This window comes from Fischerella sp. PCC 9605 (assembly GCF_000517105.1).
In the GTDB taxonomy this organism is placed as follows: Bacteria; Cyanobacteriota; Cyanobacteriia; order Cyanobacteriales; family Nostocaceae; genus PCC9605.
Window position 1 is genome coordinate 286,082 of record NZ_KI912149.1, and the last position, 20,278, is coordinate 306,359.

The 20,278-nt window shown below is 41.5% G+C and carries 24 protein-coding genes; 5 read left to right on the plus strand and 19 right to left on the minus strand.

From position 1 onward, the window contains the following. Positions 1-98 precede the first annotated feature (98 nt). Complete coding sequence (locus FIS9605_RS0116205) at positions 99-1,199, minus strand: sensor histidine kinase (RefSeq protein ID WP_026733533.1); 1,101 nt, start codon at positions 1,197-1,199, stop codon at positions 99-101. A gap of 148 nt (positions 1,200-1,347) precedes the next feature. On the opposite strand from FIS9605_RS0116205, the gene FIS9605_RS42720 reads away from it, so the two are divergent. Further along, a complete protein-coding gene (locus FIS9605_RS42720; RefSeq protein WP_155960445.1) occupies positions 1,348-1,551 on the plus strand; it encodes a hypothetical protein in 204 nt (67 codons plus the stop codon). Here the strand turns inward: FIS9605_RS42720 and FIS9605_RS46620 are convergent. The 9 genes from FIS9605_RS46620 to FIS9605_RS0116245 form a co-directional block, all read right to left on the minus strand. Next, on the minus strand, positions 1,532-1,663 hold the full coding sequence (locus FIS9605_RS46620; protein ID WP_442854712.1) for a hypothetical protein: 132 nt from the start codon (positions 1,661-1,663) through the stop codon (positions 1,532-1,534). The genes FIS9605_RS42720 and FIS9605_RS46620 overlap by 20 nt on opposite strands. Before the next feature lie 103 nt (positions 1,664-1,766). Further along, the gene (gene ureC / locus FIS9605_RS0116215) at positions 1,767-3,494 is read right to left on the minus strand and encodes an urease subunit alpha (protein ID WP_026733535.1); all 1,728 of its coding nucleotides are present in this window, start codon (positions 3,492-3,494) and stop codon (positions 1,767-1,769) included. 66 nt (positions 3,495-3,560) lie between these two features. Beyond that, the gene (locus tag FIS9605_RS0116220; RefSeq protein WP_026733536.1) at positions 3,561-3,866 is read right to left on the minus strand and encodes an urease subunit beta; all 306 of its coding nucleotides are present in this window, start codon (positions 3,864-3,866) and stop codon (positions 3,561-3,563) included. Between the two features lie 19 nt (positions 3,867-3,885). Beyond that, a complete protein-coding gene (gene ureA / locus FIS9605_RS0116225) occupies positions 3,886-4,191 on the minus strand; it encodes an urease subunit gamma (RefSeq protein ID WP_026733537.1) in 306 nt (101 codons plus the stop codon). 33 nt (positions 4,192-4,224) lie between these two features. After that, positions 4,225-5,115 (minus strand): urease accessory protein UreD, encoded by an 891-nt coding sequence (locus FIS9605_RS0116230; RefSeq protein WP_026733538.1) that lies wholly within the window; start codon positions 5,113-5,115, stop codon positions 4,225-4,227. 28 nt (positions 5,116-5,143) lie between these two features. Continuing rightward, on the minus strand, positions 5,144-5,626 hold the full coding sequence (locus FIS9605_RS45290) for a class I SAM-dependent methyltransferase (protein ID WP_231510380.1): 483 nt from the start codon (positions 5,624-5,626) through the stop codon (positions 5,144-5,146). A gap of 103 nt (positions 5,627-5,729) precedes the next feature. Beyond that, positions 5,730-6,473, minus strand: a complete 744-nt coding sequence (locus FIS9605_RS45295; protein ID WP_231510381.1) for a hypothetical protein — start codon at positions 6,471-6,473, stop codon at positions 5,730-5,732. Next, entirely contained in the window at positions 6,466-7,392 is a 927-nt protein-coding gene (locus FIS9605_RS0116240; RefSeq protein WP_026733539.1) for an SPL family radical SAM protein, read from the minus strand. The genes FIS9605_RS45295 and FIS9605_RS0116240 overlap by 8 nt, the downstream gene beginning before the upstream one ends. 138 nt (positions 7,393-7,530) lie before the next feature. After that, on the minus strand, positions 7,531-8,310 hold the full coding sequence (locus tag FIS9605_RS0116245) for a class I SAM-dependent methyltransferase (protein WP_026733540.1): 780 nt from the start codon (positions 8,308-8,310) through the stop codon (positions 7,531-7,533). 225 nt (positions 8,311-8,535) lie between these two features. Between FIS9605_RS0116245 and FIS9605_RS0116250 the strand changes: the two genes are divergently transcribed. After that, the gene (locus tag FIS9605_RS0116250; protein ID WP_026733541.1) at positions 8,536-9,669 is read left to right on the plus strand and encodes a competence protein CoiA family protein; all 1,134 of its coding nucleotides are present in this window, start codon (positions 8,536-8,538) and stop codon (positions 9,667-9,669) included. Between the two features lie 225 nt (positions 9,670-9,894). Here the strand turns inward: FIS9605_RS0116250 and groL are convergent, their stop codons facing one another. Both groL and groES read right to left on the minus strand, forming a co-directional pair. Then, on the minus strand, positions 9,895-11,532 hold the full coding sequence (groL, locus tag FIS9605_RS0116255; RefSeq protein ID WP_026733542.1) for a chaperonin GroEL: 1,638 nt from the start codon (positions 11,530-11,532) through the stop codon (positions 9,895-9,897). A gap of 102 nt (positions 11,533-11,634) precedes the next feature. Then, the gene (gene groES, locus FIS9605_RS0116260) at positions 11,635-11,946 is read right to left on the minus strand and encodes a co-chaperone GroES (RefSeq protein ID WP_026733543.1); all 312 of its coding nucleotides are present in this window, start codon (positions 11,944-11,946) and stop codon (positions 11,635-11,637) included. Between the two features lie 647 nt (positions 11,947-12,593). On the opposite strand from groES, the gene FIS9605_RS45300 reads away from it, so the two are divergent. Together FIS9605_RS45300 and FIS9605_RS0116270 are read left to right on the plus strand one after the other, a co-directional pair. After that, positions 12,594-12,764: a (2Fe-2S) ferredoxin domain-containing protein gene (locus tag FIS9605_RS45300; protein ID WP_231510382.1), complete on the plus strand. Its 171-nt coding sequence runs from the start codon at positions 12,594-12,596 to the stop codon at positions 12,762-12,764. 323 nt (positions 12,765-13,087) lie between these two features. Next, a complete protein-coding gene (locus tag FIS9605_RS0116270) occupies positions 13,088-13,765 on the plus strand; it encodes a response regulator transcription factor (protein WP_026733544.1) in 678 nt (225 codons plus the stop codon). Positions 13,766-14,045: 280 nt separating this feature from the next. Here FIS9605_RS0116270 and cysW read toward each other — a convergent pair whose 3' ends face one another. The 6 genes from cysW to FIS9605_RS0116305 all read right to left on the minus strand — a co-directional run bounded on the left by cysW (position 14,046) and on the right by FIS9605_RS0116305 (position 19,145). Continuing rightward, on the minus strand, positions 14,046-14,885 hold the full coding sequence (gene cysW, locus FIS9605_RS0116275) for a sulfate ABC transporter permease subunit CysW (RefSeq protein ID WP_026733545.1): 840 nt from the start codon (positions 14,883-14,885) through the stop codon (positions 14,046-14,048). Between the two features lie 85 nt (positions 14,886-14,970). After that, positions 14,971-15,828 carry a sulfate ABC transporter permease subunit CysT gene (gene cysT, locus FIS9605_RS0116280; protein WP_026733546.1) on the minus strand — a complete coding sequence of 286 codons (858 nt, stop codon included), beginning with the start codon at positions 15,826-15,828 and terminating at the stop codon, positions 14,971-14,973. Positions 15,829-15,846: 18 nt separating this feature from the next. Next, complete coding sequence (locus FIS9605_RS46125) at positions 15,847-15,981, minus strand: hypothetical protein (protein WP_269321050.1); 135 nt, start codon at positions 15,979-15,981, stop codon at positions 15,847-15,849. Positions 15,982-15,993: 12 nt separating this feature from the next. Further along, a complete protein-coding gene (locus tag FIS9605_RS0116295; RefSeq protein WP_026733547.1) occupies positions 15,994-17,034 on the minus strand; it encodes a sulfate ABC transporter substrate-binding protein in 1,041 nt (346 codons plus the stop codon). Between the two features lie 232 nt (positions 17,035-17,266). Continuing rightward, on the minus strand, positions 17,267-18,658 hold the full coding sequence (gene asnS / locus FIS9605_RS0116300; protein WP_026733548.1) for an asparagine--tRNA ligase: 1,392 nt from the start codon (positions 18,656-18,658) through the stop codon (positions 17,267-17,269). Between the two features lie 118 nt (positions 18,659-18,776). After that, positions 18,777-19,145, minus strand: coding sequence for a hypothetical protein (locus tag FIS9605_RS0116305; RefSeq protein ID WP_026733549.1), 369 nt, complete (start codon positions 19,143-19,145; stop codon positions 18,777-18,779). A gap of 44 nt (positions 19,146-19,189) precedes the next feature. Here FIS9605_RS0116305 and FIS9605_RS0116310 point away from each other — a divergent pair, with 44 nt between their 5' ends. Continuing rightward, a complete protein-coding gene (locus FIS9605_RS0116310) occupies positions 19,190-19,474 on the plus strand; it encodes a DUF6439 family protein (protein ID WP_026733550.1) in 285 nt (94 codons plus the stop codon). Positions 19,475-19,558: 84 nt separating this feature from the next. On the opposite strand, the gene FIS9605_RS0116315 is transcribed toward FIS9605_RS0116310, so the two are convergent. After that, positions 19,559-20,014, minus strand: coding sequence for an ATP-binding protein (locus FIS9605_RS0116315; protein ID WP_026733551.1), 456 nt, complete (start codon positions 20,012-20,014; stop codon positions 19,559-19,561). Positions 20,015-20,278: the final 264 nt, after the last annotated feature.

A 20,278-nucleotide genomic window follows, 5' to 3' on the forward strand; every position in this document is an offset into this window, starting at 1 on the left:
CATGAATATGGCGGGCAAGATGCCCGCCCCACAAGAAGTTAATGCACTTGGATTATACAAAATTAGATGTATTTTAGCTTAATTCATAATTTATAAATTTACTGCTTGACGGGTAGGCATACAATAAAAACACTGCCTTTACCTACTTCTGAATTCACTTCGATTGTACCTTTGTGTGCTTCAACAATTCGACGAGAAAGATACAGTCCTAAGCCACTTCCAGAACGCTTGTGGCTACCTTGGCGAAATCGTTCAAACAAGGTTGCTTGTTCTTCAGGAGGAATACCAGGGCCTGTATCCGCTACCTTGATATTAATGTGGTCGTCGGCAGTGGTAGGCGCTATGAGGTGGATATCTACAGAACCTTTATCGGTAAATTTGATAGCATTACCGATCAGGTTTGTGAATAGGCGATGCAGTTCTAAGCGATCGCCCATCACCGTACTATTGGTTGAGTCCTCACCAAGATCTAGATTTATTGCCAGTCCCTTTGGTTCAGCTAGGGGAGTTAATTCATCTGCCACTTCTTTGAGTAATTGCCCTAGATTAACTGGTTGAAACGCTAAGGTTTTGCGTCCTGCTTCAAAGCGATAAACCTCCAGTAGGGTATTTACCATTGCTAGCAGGTTGGTGTTGCTACGGCCCATGATAGTAATAACTTCTTGCATTGGTGGTGATAAACTTCCCAATGCACCTTCTGAAAGAAGTGTCAGCATCCGTTCTGCTGCTACTAGGGGCGTGCGTAAGTCGTGGGTGAGGCGAGAGACAAAATCTTCTCTTTGACGGGCGATTTCATCGCGTTCGTCGATACTGTGTTTGAGACGGAGAAGCGATCGCACTCGTGCTAGCAACTCGTCTACTGTTACTGGTTTACGGATAAAGTCATCAGCACCCAAGTCTAATCCTTGGGCAACATTCGGTGAATCGTGAGCAGTGATAAGTAGGATCGGAATAAATGGCAAACTCTGATTTTCCCTAATCTGCTTGGTTACTTCATAACCATCCATCCCCGGCATCATCAGATCCAGCAGTATTAAGTCAAAAGTCGCTTCGGCAATTTTTGCCAATGCACAAGCACCATTTTCTGCCGTAGTAACTGTATAGCCTTCTTCCTCCAATATGGTTTTGATTAAAAATACATTATCAGGAGAATCATCAACTACTAGGATTTTGTCTGAGTGAGAAGATTGTGAACTCATTGTAAAAGTAATGTTTGGTTATATTGGTTATAAAACTTTAATTTTAGTTAATGCATTTAAGTAATTTATTTTACTTCTTCATGATTAACTTATGACCAGGAAATATTATGTACTTGGAGATTGTGACCAATCTACTGTAGCAACAATTATGATTGATCCATTGTTGGCAGCTAAACAGCGATCGCACTTTCACTTCAAAACAAGCGATCGCACCGCAGATTGGCGTAAGTTAAACGAATATAGCGATGTTGGTAACGAATGTCTTGATGTTATCTATGAATGTCCTGATGTTAATAAGGAATGTCAAGACGTTTGTCACAAATGCCTTGATGTTATCTATAGAATGTCTTGATGTTGGTGACGACAGCTTTAATGTTGGTAACAAAAGCTTTGGGCGTGTGACAAACACTAAAGCGATAGTAAGCGATCGCATTCTCATATGACGCTAAAGTCAGCGATCGCACTGTTCACCCAAAATGAGCTTACCTTTTTCACCTGTTGAGAGTTTAGCCATGTTTACAGCTATGTAATGAAGATGCGATCGCACAAGCGTATTCAAGTGACACATTAAAACAAAAAGTAGCGCTGTGCCATTGGCAAAACCGTTGCAGGTTCACAAGTTAGCAACTCCCCATCTGCCCTCACTTCATAAGTTTCCGGATCTACTTCGATGCGCGGTAATGCATCATTTAGCTTCATATCCCGCTTACTCAACTGACGTGTTCCAGAAACCGCAACTGCTTGCTTGTGCAACCCTAACTGACTGGGAATTTCCCTTTCTAACGCTGCTTGCGAAACGAAAGTTAACGATGTGGCATTCTTAGCACCTGCAAAACTACCAAACATCGGGCGCATATGCACAGGTTGCGGCGTGGGAATACTAGCATTGGCATCGCCCATTTGTGACCATGCAATCATTCCACCTTTAATTACTATCTCCGGCTTAACGCCAAAAAACGCCGGACGCCACAAACACAAATCTGCTAGTTTTCCCTCTTCGACTGAACCCACATACAGAGAAATGCCGTGAGCGATCGCTGGATTAATCGTATACTTGGCAACATATCTTTTTGCCCGAAAGTTATCCACTCTTAGCCCCTCTCCTTGTAGGAGAGGGGTTGGGGTGAGGTCTCCCCGTTGCACTTTCATTTTGTGCGCCGTCTGCCAGGTACGAATTATTACTTCTCCTACCCGTCCCATCGCCTGGGAATCGGAAGAAATCATACTAAATGCACCTAAATCGTGCAAAATGTCTTCAGCAGCGATAGTTTCCCGGCGAATGCGCGACTCAGCAAACGCCACATCTTCAGCAATTCCCGGATCAAGGTGATGACAAACCATCAACATATCCAGGTGTTCATCTAAAGTGTTGACGGTGTAAGGACGTGTAGGGTTAGTGGATGATGGTAAGACGTTCGTTTCACCACAAACTTTGATAATATCCGGTGCGTGTCCGCCGCCTGCGCCTTCAGTGTGGTACGTGTGGATGACACGCTTTTTGAAGGCGGCGATGGTATCTTCCACAAACCCAGCTTCGTTGAGTGTATCAGTATGAATTGCCACCTGCACATCGTACTCATCAGCAACGTTGAGACAGGTATCAATCGCTGCGGGTGTGGTTCCCCAATCTTCGTGTAGTTTTAATCCTATCGCGCCCGCCACGACTTGTTCCACCAGTCCTCGCGGTTGGCTAGTATTACCTTTACCCAAAAATCCCAGGTTTACAGGGAAAGCATCAGCCGCTTGCAGCATTCGATAAATATTCCACGGCCCTGGTGTGCAAGTAGTAGCGTTTGTCCCTGTTGCGGGGCCAGTACCACCACCAATCATAGTGGTAATACCAGAAGCAATGGCTACTTCAATTTGTTGGGGGCAAATAAAATGAATGTGGGTGTCGATACCGCCAGCCGTAAGAATCATTCCTTCGCCAGCGACGGCTTCAGTACCAGGGCCAATAATAATATCTATATTGTTTTGAATATAAGGATTTCCAGCTTTACCAATTTTGAATATTTTGCCATCTTTAATGCCGATATCTGCTTTGACAATTCCCCACCAATCCAAAATCAAAGCATTAGTAATTACCATATCAACAGCACCAGCGGCGTTAGAAATGGGTGATTGGCCCATTCCGTCGCGAATGACTTTACCACCGCCGAATTTTACTTCGTCACCGTAGGTGGTGAAGTCTTGTTCGACTTCAATAAATAATTCTGTATCTGCAAGGCGGATGCGATCGCCTACTGTGGGGCCATAGGTTTCTGCGTAAGCGCGGCGATCCATTCTATAACTCATGTTAACTCCTGAATATTTTTTAACGCAGAGGCACGCAAAGGAAAACGCAGAGGGACGCAGAGGGTTTTAGAGTTGTCCGTTAATTCTGCTGTTGAAGCCGTAGACTTGGCGTGTACCAGCTAAGGGGACGAGAGTCACTTCTTTTTCGTCGCCTGGTTCAAAGCGGACTGCTGTTCCGGCGGGGATATCGAGACGCATTCCTCGTGCTTGTTCTCTATCGAAGTTTAACGCAGCGTTGACTTCAAAAAAGTGAAAGTGAGAACCAATTTGTATGGGGCGATCGCCTGTATTTGACACTCGCAATTTTACAGTCAGACGCCCTATATTTAGTTCAATTTCTCCTGCTGGTGTAATTATTTCTCCTGGAATCATGGATAAATCCTATATAAAACTAATCACGAATTGGGTTATGCACTGTCACCAACTTCGTACCATCAGGAAAAGTCGCTTCCACTTGCACTTCATGCACCATTTCTGGCACACCTTCCATGACATCATCTCGCCTCAACAGCGTAGTACCGTAACTCATTAATTCTGCTACAGTATGCCCATCTCTCGCACCCTCTAAAATAGCAGCAGAAATATAAGCAATAGCTTCTGGATAATTCAATTTCAAACCTCTTGCCTTGCGTCTTTCTGCAAGCATTGCAGCAGTAAAAATCAGCAGTTTGTCTTTCTCTTGCGGCGTCAGTTGCATTTCCTAAACTCCCTTGGTGACTTGGTGAGTCCACTAAATCTGCCAAACTCTAGGTATGCAGTTACCACGATTTAAAAAAGACATGCGTAATAACTGCCAAACACCGATAAACCAGTGTCTCACCTCAGCAGTAGAAGAACCACGATATCGACACAAAAATCCATGTTCTAAACGAGTAACGCCTATTTGGGAAGAGAGGGGGAGGGGAAGAGAGGGCGAAGGGGGGATAGGTTGCCAAATATTCCTTGCTTTCTCAATGATTTCCACAGAAACAGCACTTCCTACCCAAACTAAACTACCCACTACTGGTTGTCCTGCCAAGCCGTGGGGACTGTAGAAAATTTCTTCACTACCAGGAACCCATTGTCTATCTATCCACAAAGGTTTACCTTGCTGCCAAATTTCAGTATTACTGCGCCACTCTCCCTGCAAAAATTTCTCTCCCCTAGCACTGCGACCAAACCTAGTAATTTCCCAGCTTAAATAGCTAGCTCCGGTAGTTAATTCTACTCGTAAATCTTGCCGATACAACGCACTGTTAAAGACTATTGTTTCTTGCGGTATCCACTCCAAACAAGCACCTGCATCAACTTTTATCTCGATAGTTTGTCTTGCAGTCGTGCCGTTACTGCGATATATCTTTCCAGCAGCAGCTGTTGTAATTAAGGCTTGGGCGTTGGGTTGGAGGTGGAGGTGATAAGAAAGGCGATCGCCTCCCACCACACCCCCAGCAGTATGTAAAATTACGCTATGACAAACTTCCTGCCCCTCTGGGTAAAATGGGCGTTGCACCTTCAGCGGTGCTTGATTGCGATTAAAAATTAGCTGCGTTCCACTTTGGCTATGGGCATATACTAGATTAAGTTTGCCATGCCAGCCGTTTACGGGTTTTGCTGTTGTTTGAGAGTTACACGATTGATTCACAAGTGAGATTATTGACTATTTTTTATGATTAAATATGAGCTTTTTTGGCTAATATGACATAATCATCTAGAGTATAATGTAACTGATTCTTCTGAGCTAGATACTTCTTAATCATTGGTCTCATATGTAATTGCTTAGGCAATTTATCTAGTGCAAATTTTCCGAATTCAGCACTTCCAAGTGGTGTTCTTAAACTTGTAGATGTAAGATATTTATAAGATACTAAATCCAATCCAAGCTCTGTAACAAATTTACTCACAAGCTTTTTTTCTTGATTGTGGTCTTCAACTTGGTAAGCATCGTAGATTTTGAATAACTTTTTGTCTTGTACAATGAGCAGTACATAACCTTGGGGCTTCAGGCTAGCAGCAAATATTTGCTTATAAATACTGTTTGCTTGAATTCTTTTTATCGGATCTGAAAAGAAACAGTGGGAAATTACGATAAAATCAAAAAACCCTTCCGGTATATTACTTGAATTATAATTCCAAGTAAATATGTCGTCAGTCACAAAACGAAAGAAAGCATTTACCAAACTTTTCTGAGATTCTATATATTTTCGCCAAAATTGTAAACCTCGAAACTGGAATGCAACTTGCTTTTCTAACGAATAGTTAAGATATATGCATTTGTGGAATACAGAAAAAGCCGCTTGTACTTTGTAAAAATAAAGCTAGACCATAAGCAACTGTTCCTGGTCCTGCTGCAATATCAAGGATGTTAATTTTAGTTGGTAGTAAGCCTGCTTCATAGATAATAAACCAAGCTAAATAAAGACAATATACATTTTCTAAAAAATACTTCATAAAGTAGACATGGGGCGTCAAACTAAAACGATAGTCTGGGTCTTGTCCATTCTTTAAATGATTAATATCTTCCAAAGCATCTTCTAACTTAACTATGAGCTGCTTCTCGGGTATCTTACTAAATTCTTCTTTGAGATATTCAACTAATTTTGCTTCAAAATCATCAAATATCTGTTGAACGATACCCGTGCATTGCAGTTTGTTTTCATCATGCTGTATTAAATTAAATTGTTTGTATACATATTTAATAAATTCTTGGTCTCTCTTTAATATAAGATTATTTTGCTGTTCATAAGCGATTTCGACATTTAAATTTTCTAGTCGCTGTAATGCTTCGTTGAGTTTCCCACTTAAATTATCTGCCTCTTTTTTATATTGTTGCGAATAACGTTCAACCTGAATTTTATCTCTAAATAGTCTTTCTAACCATGAAAATTTTGCCCCTGATTTTTGAATATCTTGCAAAATTTGCACAGCAAGTCGGGTATCTCCCTTGATAAGTGCTGACTTGAACTGCTGACTTCGCCACCAATTCAAAATAGGATTACTCATAACTAAATCCCTCTTTACCTTCCTTGATTTCTACACCTTCAAGTATAGAAATTAACTTTTTCTTAAATTTCATATAGTTTATGTTTTCATCATCGTACCACCAAGCGTATTTACGCTTAATTTCTTCAGCTTCTTGCCGAGTTGATGCTACAAGAGAACGATTATGACTAGGGTGAAAATCCTGAATTACAACTCGATCGGCAATCCTGAGCTTTTCAATAAAAATGACTTCTTCATCTGATAATGTAGGGAGTAGAGGCGTAATCGTAATAGAGATTTTGGGAATAAAACCTTTAAAAGGATCAATGCTTTGTTTAATTTTTTTAACCGCATTGATTCTGGCTTTAATACTCGGCGATTGCGGTTCAAAATCTCTTCTCACCGATTCACTACCAGTGGGAATGCTCATATTAATTCTTAACCGCTGAAACCTTTGTAAATAATCAATATCTCGGGTGATAATTGGGCTACGAGTTTGAATTACCAGCGTTGGAGTCGGAAAAAAATCAAGCATAATTCCCAACAACCTGCGAGTCAACTGATATTTAGACTCAATTGGTTGATAAGGATCAGTAACACTGCTCATGTAAATTTTAGGAGACTGTTTGGGATTTTTCTTGTACCAGCTTTCCAATTCTTTCTCTAAAATTTCTGCTGCATTTTCTTTGAAAATTACCCATTTGCCCCAGTCTTGACGCATTTTTGTATTAGGACTAAATGCTGCGGCATAGCAATAACTGCATCCGTATTGACAACCCCGATAAGGATTCAGAGTAAAATCATAAGCAGCGATGAAACCAGTTGCTTTTGTCAACAGAGCTTTTATATTTTGGTCATAAACATTGATATCTCCAAACTTTTCTCGAACTAATTTTGTAGGAGTATTTTCACAATATCCTTCATACTGTGGTTTCGCCATTTTAAAATGTGATAATTATCATCAACCATAAACTTATAAACTTGTAGAGTGCATTAACGCAGTGTAATTGACCCTGAGATAGCGATGTGTTACAGCAAGCTAACACTCCCTACTTTTTATAATTCCCATTTTTAAGTTTTAATTTTTTATTGGCTCTGCCAGGTGTACGCTGGTACGATAAACCATGTAAACAAAAGCACGCTCATCGCAAAAGCGCTGATACAATTCTTGCAAACTCGAAATCAGTTGTTCGTATGCTTCTCCTGCACGCGGGACGTAGGAAGCACTTGTTGCACGGCCGATAAGTCCAGTTAAGTCTAATTCGTGCCGATAAACAAACGTATACTCACGAACATTAACAAAATGCTTCGTCCCTAACAGTGGTTCCACCGTCTTCATCCGTGACTCTGCTGGGTGATGATTCGATGCTGCACGTACCAAGCGGTTATATTCCGCAGTTAAAGCATCTTCTTTGTCGCGGTTATTCCACACCACAGCTAACCGTCCCGATGGTTTAAGAATACGGCGAAACTCCGATAAAGTTGGCTCAGGGTTGAACCAGTGAAAGGCTTGAAAACAGGTTACTAAATCAACAGATGCGTCGCTTAGGTTAGTAACTTCTGCTGTTCCATCTCGAAATTCGACTAAAGGATGAGGTTCAGCTGCTTCTCTCATCGCCGTGTTTGGTTCAATAGCAATTACACTAACACCGCGTTCCGCCAACAACCGTGAAGAAATTCCTGTACCAGCACCTATATCTGCTGCGACGAGTTGAGAGGGAGGTGCTAATCCTTCCAAGATTTTATCAATTGCTGCGGCTGGGTAACTTGGTCGGTATTTTACATAATCATCAACTCTGTCGGAGAAGCGAGTCAGGGGGTTGAGTGTGTGTAGAGGTGTTTCGGGGTTGGTTGTCATGGGTGTGAGGTAATAAACCGCAAACGTAAGAGAGGACGCACAGAGAATTGGAAGAGTGCGATCGCGCTATTTAAATCTACTATTTAAGTTAAGCCGTAAACCTTGATAAAAATTGACGAATAAATTCTGTTTAAATTGGCAAAATTCCGTATCTACTCTGAACATAGGTACTTGAACTTGATGATAATCTGTATTAATTTAAACATCATCTTATGGTTCAGTTGTATGTATTATGCAAAGTCTATATTAGATGGTGGTAGGATTGTTTGTGCTGATGATGCAGATTACTCCTTTTACCTAGAGGAGGGGCTGGTTTGTCTGGAATGCAATAGAGATGTTCATTTAAGAAACGGAAACGAAAAAAAAGCTCATTTTGCTCATCATAAAGCTGTTGATGAAAGTGATAGAGAATGCTCATTAAGAGTTACAGGCTATAGTCAAGATTGGAGTAGTTTAACTTTTGAAGGGAAAGGTCAAAGGCGAAAACTATTCCACAAATACTTTTTAAGTCTGCTCGCAATGAACTATCTCGATTTCTACACGACAATTAAAATTATTAGACATAAAATCAATATCATAAAATTAGAAGATATAACACAAAAATTATGCGATTATTTTTGTGATAATAAGGATATTTTAATACGTGAATGCCGTTATATAGCTGAGAAAAATTATGACAATAGCTTATTACTTCAAAAGTTAATTGCTTGCGAAGCTATAGATTACTTATGTGTACCATCTAGCAAAAGCTTGTTGGAGCAGTTAATTCATTACAGCATCTATAAATGTTTTGATTCCTTACCTCATGATTTAAATACTGCTCTAGCTCAAATTAGACCTGCTGATATTTGCCAAAAAGTAAAGCAGATTATTCTTGAAACTCCTTGGTTATCCACTTTTTCACAGGAAGTAGACAGAAATATTCATAGTCGTGTCAAGTCAAATCTAAAATCATATGCACTGCCACAACAACATTTTAAAGAAAAAGGATTAAGTTCAGCTATTCATGATTTACTTGATACTGAGAGCGATGCTTTGCCCCTATTTTATGACAATTTTTTAAATTTAAAATTATACTTAGACTGTTTAGTTATATATTTGTTATTTCCTAATGATTTATCTCGTAAAAATCCGATAGCTAAAATAACCGATTTTCATATTGATAAACTTAGCAAATCAATAATTATTGATTGGGAATTTATTGCTATTAATCTTGGAATTAATACAGATAACTATCTGAAACAATATAATAAATGGCAACCAGAAATTGAGTACTTCTTGAGATTAAAAATGAAAACTAATTTTCCTATAAAGTTTAATTTGATATCAGGTAGTAGTCTTCAAAAGAAAAAAATTTAATATCAAAATAGGCTTGAATTCAAAATAGGTATGTATTTTACATTATTTAACTGCATTTGAGACTAAGTATCTCATAGGTCTATTCTCACTATCGAGCAAGGGTTTCAGATATATGCCCAAATTTCTAAAGTCCCATTGGTAATTTGTATACCGTTTAAAACAAAAAACAGCAGCCTCCATAAGGGAAGCAGCTGTTTTTAAAGTTTATGTAACTACAGAGTAGTATTAGTAATCGAAGTCGCCGCCCATGCCAGCGCCAGCACCAGCAGGTGCATTATCCTTAGGCTCAGGCTTGTCAACAACAATACACTCGGTGGTCAAGACCATACCAGCGATGGAAGCTGCGTTTTGTAGTGCAGAACGAGTCACTTTGGCAGGATCAACGATACCAGCAGCGAACAAATCGGTGAACTCGTTCTTAGCTGCATCGTAGCCGACATCGAAGGACTTCTCTTTGACGCGCTCAGCAATAACAGCACCATTCTGACCGGCGTTTTCAGCAATGCGCTTCAGGGGAGCAGCTAAGGCGCGAGCAACAATCAATGCACCAGTCAACTCTTCACCCTTGAGGTTGCCATTTGCCCACTCTTCCAACTGAGGTCCGAGGTGAGCCAGAGTTGTACCACCACCAGGTACGATACCTTCTTCTACGGCAGCTTTGGTAGCGTTGATAGCGTCTTCCAAGCGCAGCTTCTTGTCTTTCATTTCGGTTTCGGTTGCAGCACCAACTTTAACCACTGCTACACCACCAGACAATTTAGCCAGACGCTCTTGCAGCTTTTCTTTGTCATAGGAAGATTCGGTTTCTTCCATTTGACGGCGAATTTGTTCGCAACGAGCCTTAACGGCTTGATCGTTACCTTCAGCAACAATGGTGGTGTTGTCTTTGGTTATGGTGATGCGGCGAGCCTTACCCAGGCTATCTAGCTTAGCGTTTTCGAGCTTCAGACCGGCATCTTCGGTGATTAGTTGACCACCAGTGAGGATAGCGATGTCTTCTAGCATGGCTTTACGGCGATCGCCAAATCCAGGAGCTTTCACAGCAGCTACATTCAGCACACCACGCAAGCGGTTAACAACCAAGGTTGCCAAAGCTTCTTTTTCGATATCTTCGGCGATAATCACCAAAGGACGACCGGCACGAGCTACTTGCTCAAGGACGGGTACGAGGTCTTGTACCAGAGCAATTTTCTTATCGGTGAGCAGCAAGAAAGGCTCATCGAAAATTGCCTCCATCCGCTCAGTATCGGTTGCGAAATAGGGAGAGATATAGCCCTTGTCAAAGCGCATCCCTTCGGTGATTTCCAACTCGGTGGTCATGGATTTCCCTTCTTCCAGGGAAATAACACCTTCTTTACCCACCTTGTCCATTGCTTCAGCAATCATCTTACCGACTTCTTCGTCGTTACCGGCTGAGATAGCACCAACTTGAGCAATGGCTTTGGAATCTTCGACGGGACGTGCGTGTTCGGCAATCTTATCTACAAGGAAGTGAGTAGCTTTATCAATACCGCGCTTCAGCAAAATAGCATTCGCACCAGCAGCAACGTTCCGCAAGCCTTCTTTGACCATTGCGTGCGCCAAAACGGTTGCAGTGGTAGTTCCATCACCAGCAGCATCGTTAGTCTTGGAAGCAGCCTGACGAATCAAAGAAACGCCAGTATTCTCGACGTGGTCTTCTAATTCAATTTCTTTAGCAATAGTCACACCATCATTGATGATTTGAGGTGCGCCAAATTTCTTCTCTAGTACGACGTTACGACCTTTAGGGCCGAGGGTAACAGCTACAGCCTCAGCCAGGATATCCATGCCTCTTTCCAGGGCGCGACGAGCGTTTTCGTTGTAGATAATGCGCTTTGCCATAATTTCTTAGTAGTCCTTTGTCATTCGTTAATTTATCTTGGTGTCATTACGCTATTTGTCATTTGTACTAACGACCAATGACTAATGACTAATGACCAATGACTAAGAAACGATCGCTAAAATGTCTTTTTCAGAAAGCAAGACATATTCGTCGGTTCCCAGCTTGATGTCGGTACCAGCGTACTTGGAGTAGAGAACTTTGTCCCCTACTTTCACATCCATTGGCTGACGAGAACCGTCATCTTTGACTTTGCCATCACCAATAGCAACTACTTCGCCGACTTGGGGCTTTTCTTTAGCGGTGTCGGGCAAATACAGACCACCAGCGGTCTTTTCTTCAGAGGCGCTCACTTTCACAAAAACGCGATCGCCTAAAGGTTTAACTGTAGAAACGCTTAGAGATACAGCTGCCATACGAATTTCGTGCCTTGTTAGCACTCTCAACTCCTGAGTGCTAATTTAGCGAAAGGCAGTGTCTCATGGCAACATTTGAGCTTGTACGGGTTTCCGAACTCTTGAAGAGGAAAGGGGGAGTGGGAGAGTGGGGGAATAGAAGAAACAACCAATAACAAATGACCAATGACTATTGACTAATGACTATTGACTATTGACTATTGACTATTGACTTGTATAAGTAAAAATACTCAATATGCTTGGGTTTTCAGGTTTTTTTCTGTAAGTAACGAATAGTTGTATATGGTCAACTTTATTTGCAAAGCTTGGAAATTGTTATAGAACAGAAATCAGAGAGCACAAAATGGGTAAAAATAGAGTGATCGAGTCCAGCCTAGAAACAAGAAACAATACTCCACCACCTGAAAATAAAGCCCTAAGTAAATCTATAGAAACTTTAGGACTTAAAAAAATTCAGCGACACGTTTTTATCTGTGCTGACCAGACACTGCCTAAATGTTGCTCAAAACAAGCAAGTTTGGAAGCGTGGGAATACTTGAAAAAGCGGCTCTTGAGAACTAGAACTAGATTTTCCCCAAGAATATCGTCCAAGTTGCATATTCAGAACCAAAGCCAACTGCTTGCGAGTTTGTTGCTCTGGGCCGATAATGGTGGTTTACCCGGATGGTGTCTGGTATCGCCAAGCAACCCCGGAAGTCATTGAGCGGATCATTCAAGAACACTTAACTGGAAACAAGATTGTAGAAGAGTATGCTTTTCTAGTCCATCGTTTGTCAGAAACTTCCTCGGTTTCTTGTAGACAATTGATAGAAGCGTAAAACTTAAGGATATGGTACAGCGGTAAGCTATGAGAAGTGCGGGTTAATTGTTTACTAGGAGCATCTTTGGTTTACTAAAGTTTGATAATCTAAACGATTATTATTCTATTGAAGTTTTTTGCCCGCTCCTTTCAAAGCGATATATAATAACGCATTATAAATACTACTGCTCTACGTATCCTTACTGGACTTTTGCCATTGGTATAGTAGTTGCTCTAGAGTGATTATCACTTTTGAGAGATTCACGAAGCAAAGGCAAGTTAAGTGGGAAAAAGCACAACACCACAATCATCCACCAAAACCGATCGCTATACAAGGCCCTTATGGATCTAAGCGCGACAAGTGCCACTGCTATGAAAGAACCCAGCATGAAAGATCACAAACGACTTCTACTCATTGATGATGACCCTAACCTCATCTTGCTGGTGAAGGACTACTTAGAATTCCGGGGATACGAAGTCATCACCGCCGAAAATGGTCGAGAAGCTCTGGAAATTTTGGAGCAGGATGTACCAGATATGATCATCTGCGATGTGATGATGCCGGAAATGGACGGATATACATTTGTGGAACAAGTCCGGCAAAACGAACGCACCAGCTGGATTCCCGTTCTGTTTCTCTCGGCCAAGGGACAAAGCGCAGACCGAGTGAAAGGACTAAATAAAGGTGCTGATGTATACATGGTCAAGCCCTTTGAACCAGAAGAATTGGTGGCGCAGGTAGAATCTTCTCTCAAGCAAACCATTCGCTGGAAAGAACACCAAGCCAAAGGAGGAGATAACGGTTCCCGCATTCAAGTTCCTTTCGACGTGCAGTTAACCCCAACAGAACTGAAAGTTGTACAGTTTGTGGCTAGGGGCTTAGCTAACCGCGAAATAGCTGAAGAATTGAATGTTAGTCAGCGTACGGTTGAAAGCCATGTATCTAATATGTTGGGTAAAACCAATCTTCACAACCGTACAGAACTAGCACGATGGGCGATCGAAAATCAAATGGCATAGACTAAAATACTGAGCCATGAGTGTTGAGTTATGAGTTAGTTAGTCTCCATTCCAAACTCATAACTCGAAACTCTTAACTAAACTACTCTTGTTTTGGGTCAGCGTTGGCAATCTGGGTAGCCTTCGTTTTTAGTCCAACTCAAAGCAGCCATCTTGTCGTCTTTTCTCGCGAAATTACTGCTCCTCATGCACTTTCTTGGGAAGATGTTCGACTAGATGGGATGGGTGAGAATTATGAATGCTGAATGCTGAAAATTTCATAATTCATAATTTTTATTCCCTAATCAACTTCTTTGATGCGGGTTTTACGTTCCACAATTTCTTTCAAAACCAGCGTCACTAATCCCAAACAAGCAAGCAAGACAGCAGCAGCAAATGCTGTTTGGGTTTCATACTGCTTGTAAGCCTCTTCAATGTACAGAGGTAAGGTTTGAGTTTTACGGATAATGTTGCCAGAGACCACAGATACAGCCCCAAATTCACCCATCGCTCTAGCGTTGGTTAAAATCAACCCATAAAGCAGACCCCAGCGGATATTGGGTAAGGTAACATGCCAGAAAGTTTGCCAATCACCAGCGCCTAGAGTCTTCGCAGCTTCTTCTTGATCGGAACCAGCTTCTTCTAAGACAGGAATAACTTCACGAGCGACAAAAGGCATAGTAACAAATGCTGTGGCGATAATCATTCCTGGTAAAGCAAATATCACCTTGAAATTTGTGTTTTCCAAAATCGGCCCTAACCAGCCATGACGCCCATAGAGCAAAACCATCATCAAACCAGCAACGACTGGTGAAATGGAAAAGGGAATATCTAAAATACTAATTACCAAGGCGCGACCGGGGAACTTATGGCGGGCTATAACCCAGGCAGCACATAGTCCAAATACGGCATTTAGCGGCACCACAATCAAGGCTATCAATAGAGTTAGCTGTGCAGCGTGAATAAATTCATCTGTTGTCAGATAGCCCCAAACAGCTGCAATTCCACCCTGGAAAGCTTGGACAAAGACATTTATTGCTGGGATGAATAGGACAAGGGCAAGGTAAATAACAGCTACTGCAATTAAAACTACCTTTACCCAACGAGATTCTTGATTTATGTGCTTAGCTTTCATAGTCATTAGTCATTAGTCATTAGTCATTGGTCATTGGTCATGAGTTATTAGTATTAGCCAAACAACAAATGACAAATGACAAATGACAATATTACCTTTGATAACGTCTTCCCCAAGCTTGCAATAGGTTAATAACCAACAACAGCAACAGCGAAATACCCAAAAGCACTGTACCAATCACGGTTGCACCAGCGTAGTCATATTGTTCTAATCGTTGGAAAATGAGCACCGATGCAATCAAATCCTTAAAAGGAATATTTGAGGCAACAATCACAATCGAACCGTATTCTCCAACAGCACGAGAAAAGCCCAGTGCTACCCCTGTCAGTAGGGCTGGGAACAGAGGGGGTAAAACTACTCTCCAGAAAGTTTGAAATTTTGATGCCCCCAAACTCCAAGCCGCCTCTTCAATGTCCCGTTCCATTTCTTGCAACACTGGTTGTAAAGTCCGCACCACAAACGGAAGGGAAATAAATAGCATCGCTACACCTACACCTAAGCGAGTAAAAGCAACTTTAATTCCCAAAGGTGCAAGTAATGAACCAATCCAGCCATTTTCGCTATATACTGTGGCTAAAGTAAGTCCCGCTACCGAAGTCGGTAAGGCAAACGGTAAATCAATCGCTGCATCAATAAACCGCTTCAGCGGAAAGTCGTATCTTACCAATACCCAAGCCACTAACGTACCAAATAGTGCATTGAGGGCAGCTGCCAACAAAGCTGTAATAAATGTAACGTCGTATGCTGAAAGAGCTACTGGACTAGTAGCAATTTGAAAGAATTCTACTGGCCCAACCATGCTTGCTTGCAATAGTAGCGCCGCCATTGGTATCAACAGCATAATGGTGAGATAACCAATGGTTATTCGCCAAGGCCAAGATATTTTAGGGATATTGAATTTTGAAGTTTGAATTTTAGATTTTGGATTTTGGATTTCGGATATAGTCATTTAGTCAAGAGTCAAGAGTTAGTAGTTAGTGGTTAGTGGTTGGTGGTTGTTGGTTGTTGGTTGTTGGTTGTTGGTTGTTGGTTGGTTGCTGGTTATTTCCAATTCCCAATGCCCAATTCCCAATGCCCAATGCCCGATGCCCACTCCTCCCATCTCCCCCTCCTCTTACTTAAGGTTTGCCTGAATTTCATCAAATGCAGCCCCATCGGCAAAGAATTGTTTTTGCACCAGATCCCATCCGCCCAATTCTTGAACTGTAAATAGGGTTTTGACTGGAGGAAACTGATTAGCAAGTTCTTGGGCAACTGTGGCGTCTACGGGTCGAAATCCGACTTTGGCAAATTCTCGCTGTGCTGCTGAAGTAAAAAGATATTTCACAAAGGCTTCGGCTACTTCTCGATTGCCGTGTTTTTCAACGTTTTTATCTACGACAGCCACGGGATTCTCAATCGAAATATTCACTTGCGGAACTATATAGGGACTTTTTTTACCTCTCAATCCAGCCAAGATGATTTCGTTTTCGTAGTTGATTAAAACATCACCCTGACCTTGGTTGAAAAAGACGTCGCTAGCTTCACGGGAATCTCTGGGTAACACGGGCGTGTTTTTATAGACTTTGCTGGTAAATTCTAGGGCTTGGGCATCAGAAGCCCCAGTTTCTTTTTGTGAACCCCATAAAGCCAAAAAATTCCAACGCGCTACTCCAGAAGTTTTGGGGTTAGCCGTGATCACATTTACTCCCTCTTTTGTCAAGTCTGCCCACGTCTTGATTTGTTTGGGATTATCTTTACGGGTTACTAGGGCTGCAACGGATTTAGTGGCGATCGCATTATTCGGTGCTTTTTTCTCCCATCCTGCTTGAATTAACCCTGCTTTTTCTATTTTTTTAATGTCCAACGCCAGCGCCAAATTCACCACATCCGCATCTAAGCCATCAATGACGGCACGGGTTTGAGCGCCAGAACCCCCATAGCTTTCGTTAAACAATACTCTTTGATTGTGTTGCTTTTTCCACTCTTGCACGAATTGGGGGATAATTTTCTTGAATGCTGGTCGGGTGACAGCATAAGAAACCAGCGTTATCTCTACATCGGGATTTTGAGCTTTGGACGCTGAACAAGATGCAACTGCTAAGCTCAAACCCAAGCCCAGCAAGAACAGCGACACCAATCTTTTTCGCTGTGTTAGCCACTGCCACAGCCCCATAAAATCTTCTCCTCTGAAATCCCGGTTTCTCCATCGGCTTACGGGACTTAGAAATATAATATTACACTGGCAGTGACAAAAACACAAAGGCAGAAGGCAAAAAATACTTGGTGTCTTGGTGCCTTAGTGGTTCAAGATTTTTTTTAACCACCAAGACACCAAGACACTAAGAAAAAATATAAAAAATGTTGGGTTTCTCAACCCAACCTACCTAACTACAAATGACTAATGACTAAAATTCAGCATTTTCTGGCGTACGTGGAAAAGGAATCACATCGCGGATATTTCCCATTCCCGTCATAAATTGTATGAGGCGTTCAAAACCTAGTCCAAAACCAGCGTGGGGAACAGTACCATAGCGACGCAAATCAAGATACCACCATAAATCTTCTTGCTTCATCCCTTGCGCTTCTATTCGCTTTTCGAGTACTTCTAGGCGTTCTTCCCGTTGTGAACCACCGATAATTTCGCCGATTTTCGGCGCAAGGATATCCATTGCGCGGACGGTTTTTTCATCGTCGTTTAAGCGCATATAAAAGGCTTTGATTTGCGCTGGGTAGTCTGTGACGATAACTGGTTTTTTAAACTGTTGTTCACAAAGGTAGCGCTCGTGTTCTGATTGTAAATCTAAGCCCCAATTGACTGGATATTCAAACTTGACATCGGCTTTTTCTAAAAGTTTGATGGCATCTGTATAAGTGATACGTTCAAATTGATTGTTGATTATATGATCTGCGGTTGCTAACACAGTACTATCAATGCGCTGGTTAAAAAATTCCATGTCTTCTGGGCATTTTTCCAGTACATATTTAAAAATATATTTGAGGAATTCCTCAGCTAAATCCATATCTCCTTGGAGGTCGCAAAATGCCATTTCTGGTTCGACCATCCAAAATTCTGCTAAGTGGCGGGAAGTATTGGAGTTTTCGGCGCGGAAGGTAGGACCAAAGGTGTAGACGTTGGTAAAAGCCATCGCCATGATTTCTGCTTCTAGTTGACCGCTAACTGTTAGGTATGTGGGTCTCGCAAAGAAGTCTTTACTATAATCTACTGTTTGGGTTTCTGTGCGGGGAATGTTTTTTAAATCTAAACTGGTGACGCTGAAAAGTTCTCCTGCACCTTCGCAGTCACTGGCGGTAATGATGGGAGTGTGTACCCACATAAAGCCGCGTTCTTGGAAGAATTGGTGTATGGCTGTAGCACAAGCATTACGGACGCGGAAAACTGCACCAAAGGAATTGGTGCGCGATCGCAAATGTCCAATAGTTCGCAGAAACTCAAAGGAATGGCGTTTCTTTTGCAGAGGATAAGTTTCGGGATCGGCTTCTCCGTAAACTTTGACGCTATTTGCTTTCAATTCTACGCGCTGTCCTTTGGCTGGGGAAGCTACAAGTACCCCAGATACTTCTACGGAAGCACCTGTATTCAGCTTTTTCAAGATCGCTTCATAGTCTGGCAAATCTTGATTAATTACTATTTGTAAGTTAGCCAAAGATGAGCCATCATTTACTTCAATAAAAGCAAAATCTTTTAATTCACGTTTTGTGCGAACCCAACCTTGTACCTTGAGTGACTCATCAGGCTGACCATCTCGTAATATTTCAGCAATCCTTAGATTTACCATATCTGTATCCGAGCATAAAAGTTAGAGTGCGGCATTTTTAAAATTTTAGACTTTAAATTTTAAATTAAGGATTGGAAATTAGAGATCAGGTCAATTCCTAGTACCCAGTCCCTAGTCTCTATCCACCACAAGATTTTAATATCCAGCCTATGATAACGCCCAATCCGCCAAAACGGACAGCTTGCCAAAAAGGTTCTTTGAAACTGCGCCAAGAAAACAACTGACTTTCTAAGCAAACTTCTAGCACTTCTAGTTGCTGCTGAATTTGCCTCAATTCAGCTTTTATCTCTGGCGTATGATGTTTATTTTGATGAAGTTCATTAAATTTGTATTGTAATTGTATTTGTTTGCGGCGATCGCGTTGTATTTGTTTGTAGCGTTCTTTTAATGCCACAAGCGATCGCTCAACTTCCAACAGTTCTTGTTCAAAATCAAATTCCTGATTTTCTTCATCTGATGGCTCTGACGGTTTTTGAGGCTGCTTCATTTAAAGTAGTACAGTAAAGGTAAATGCGACTTTGCCAAAAGTGTATGTCTCAATCTACACAGCTACCTAACAACAGTCAACTGAATGAATTTACTACTTTAGAACTAGCCCAAGCTTTAATGGAGAGGTTAAGTATATCTCCAAATGATTGGCATCGCCTCAAGTCTAACCGCAAAGTTCGCGCTAGCGAACAAGTAGCCGCAGCTCTTGTGTTCCTCCTGAAGGAACAACCACAAGAAGCTCTAGCACGATTAGAACAAGCAACAGCTTGGTTAGACCATTCTATTTCTGCGCCACCGTGTCCTACTCACGGACAAAAAAATAGTTAGTGGTTAGTAGTTAGTGGTTAGTGGTAAACAATTAACTACTAACTACTAACTACTATCCACTATCCACTAACCACTATCCACTATCTAATTACGCAATAGCGGTATCCGAAGTCGATTTTGCTCTAGTTGTTTGCAAAGCCTTAACTCAGTACCTTTTCTATTCCACTCAACTTCGTCAAAAACCTGATGCAAAATCGATAAACCACGACCGCTTTCTGATTCATCTGGTGGCAGGAATTCTGTTGGATCGATACTACAACTACACGAAGGAGTAAAGCCTCCGCCTTGATCTGATATTATCCACCAATATTTATTATCTATTAAAGAAAAACGCACTACAACTTTTTTACTGGGATCAAGATTATTGCCATGTTTAGCTGCGTTAACTAAGGCTTCTTGAAGCCCTAGACGCAGTTCGGATTGCATTTGTATTGGAATCTCTGCCAAGAGTAAATCTAATATTGGGCAGAGATATAGAGTTGAGGCAAAACTAATAGTACCCCAACTACGTCCAACCGGACGAAGTGAAATGGTGATCACAAGAGAAACCCCGCAGCTTCAGAGTTAGCTAGACATCAGTTTGCTGTCACAGGCACCCTGATTTTTTGTGAGGTGGTCGTGTTGCCTTCAAACTTACGTCTTTGGAACTAAATTTTGAAAATGCTAGGGAGCGTTGGCTCTCCTAATGATATTGGGCTGCTCTTATATAAAACGGCTCAAACGAATCTGCTCAAGCAGTCAGCAACTCAAAATATGCTTTGTATTTGTAAAAGAGCATCACTATACTCTTTTATTTGCCGATTT

What these genes read in the sequence shown, in the direction of transcription:
- FIS9605_RS0116205 (WP_026733533.1), bottom strand. Translation starts at nt 1,199, where the DNA reads ATGAGTTCACAATCTTCTCACTCAGACAAAATCCTAGTAGTTGATGAT.
- FIS9605_RS42720 (WP_155960445.1), top strand. Translation starts at nt 1,348, where the DNA reads ATGATTGATCCATTGTTGGCAGCTAAACAGCGATCGCACTTTCACTTC.
- ureC (WP_026733535.1), bottom strand. Translation starts at nt 3,494, where the DNA reads ATGAGTTATAGAATGGATCGCCGCGCTTACGCAGAAACCTATGGCCCC.
- FIS9605_RS0116220 (WP_026733536.1), bottom strand. Translation starts at nt 3,866, where the DNA reads ATGATTCCAGGAGAAATAATTACACCAGCAGGAGAAATTGAACTAAAT.
- ureA (WP_026733537.1), bottom strand. Translation starts at nt 4,191, where the DNA reads ATGCAACTGACGCCGCAAGAGAAAGACAAACTGCTGATTTTTACTGCT.
- FIS9605_RS45295 (WP_231510381.1), bottom strand. Translation starts at nt 6,473, where the DNA reads ATGAGTAATCCTATTTTGAATTGGTGGCGAAGTCAGCAGTTCAAGTCA.
- FIS9605_RS0116240 (WP_026733539.1), bottom strand. Translation starts at nt 7,392, where the DNA reads ATGGCGAAACCACAGTATGAAGGATATTGTGAAAATACTCCTACAAAA.
- FIS9605_RS0116245 (WP_026733540.1), bottom strand. Translation starts at nt 8,310, where the DNA reads ATGACAACCAACCCCGAAACACCTCTACACACACTCAACCCCCTGACT.
- FIS9605_RS0116250 (WP_026733541.1), top strand. Translation starts at nt 8,536, where the DNA reads ATGTATTATGCAAAGTCTATATTAGATGGTGGTAGGATTGTTTGTGCT.
- groL (WP_026733542.1), bottom strand. Translation starts at nt 11,532, where the DNA reads ATGGCAAAGCGCATTATCTACAACGAAAACGCTCGTCGCGCCCTGGAA.
- groES (WP_026733543.1), bottom strand. Translation starts at nt 11,946, where the DNA reads ATGGCAGCTGTATCTCTAAGCGTTTCTACAGTTAAACCTTTAGGCGAT.
- FIS9605_RS45300 (WP_231510382.1), top strand. Translation starts at nt 12,594, where the DNA reads ATGGTGGTTTACCCGGATGGTGTCTGGTATCGCCAAGCAACCCCGGAA.
- FIS9605_RS0116270 (WP_026733544.1), top strand. Translation starts at nt 13,088, where the DNA reads ATGGATCTAAGCGCGACAAGTGCCACTGCTATGAAAGAACCCAGCATG.
- cysW (WP_026733545.1), bottom strand. Translation starts at nt 14,885, where the DNA reads ATGACTATGAAAGCTAAGCACATAAATCAAGAATCTCGTTGGGTAAAG.
- cysT (WP_026733546.1), bottom strand. Translation starts at nt 15,828, where the DNA reads ATGACTATATCCGAAATCCAAAATCCAAAATCTAAAATTCAAACTTCA.
- FIS9605_RS46125 (WP_269321050.1), bottom strand. Translation starts at nt 15,981, where the DNA reads ATGGGAGGAGTGGGCATCGGGCATTGGGCATTGGGAATTGGGCATTGG.
- FIS9605_RS0116295 (WP_026733547.1), bottom strand. Translation starts at nt 17,034, where the DNA reads ATGGGGCTGTGGCAGTGGCTAACACAGCGAAAAAGATTGGTGTCGCTG.
- asnS (WP_026733548.1), bottom strand. Translation starts at nt 18,658, where the DNA reads ATGGTAAATCTAAGGATTGCTGAAATATTACGAGATGGTCAGCCTGAT.
- FIS9605_RS0116305 (WP_026733549.1), bottom strand. Translation starts at nt 19,145, where the DNA reads ATGAAGCAGCCTCAAAAACCGTCAGAGCCATCAGATGAAGAAAATCAG.
- FIS9605_RS0116310 (WP_026733550.1), top strand. Translation starts at nt 19,190, where the DNA reads ATGTCTCAATCTACACAGCTACCTAACAACAGTCAACTGAATGAATTT.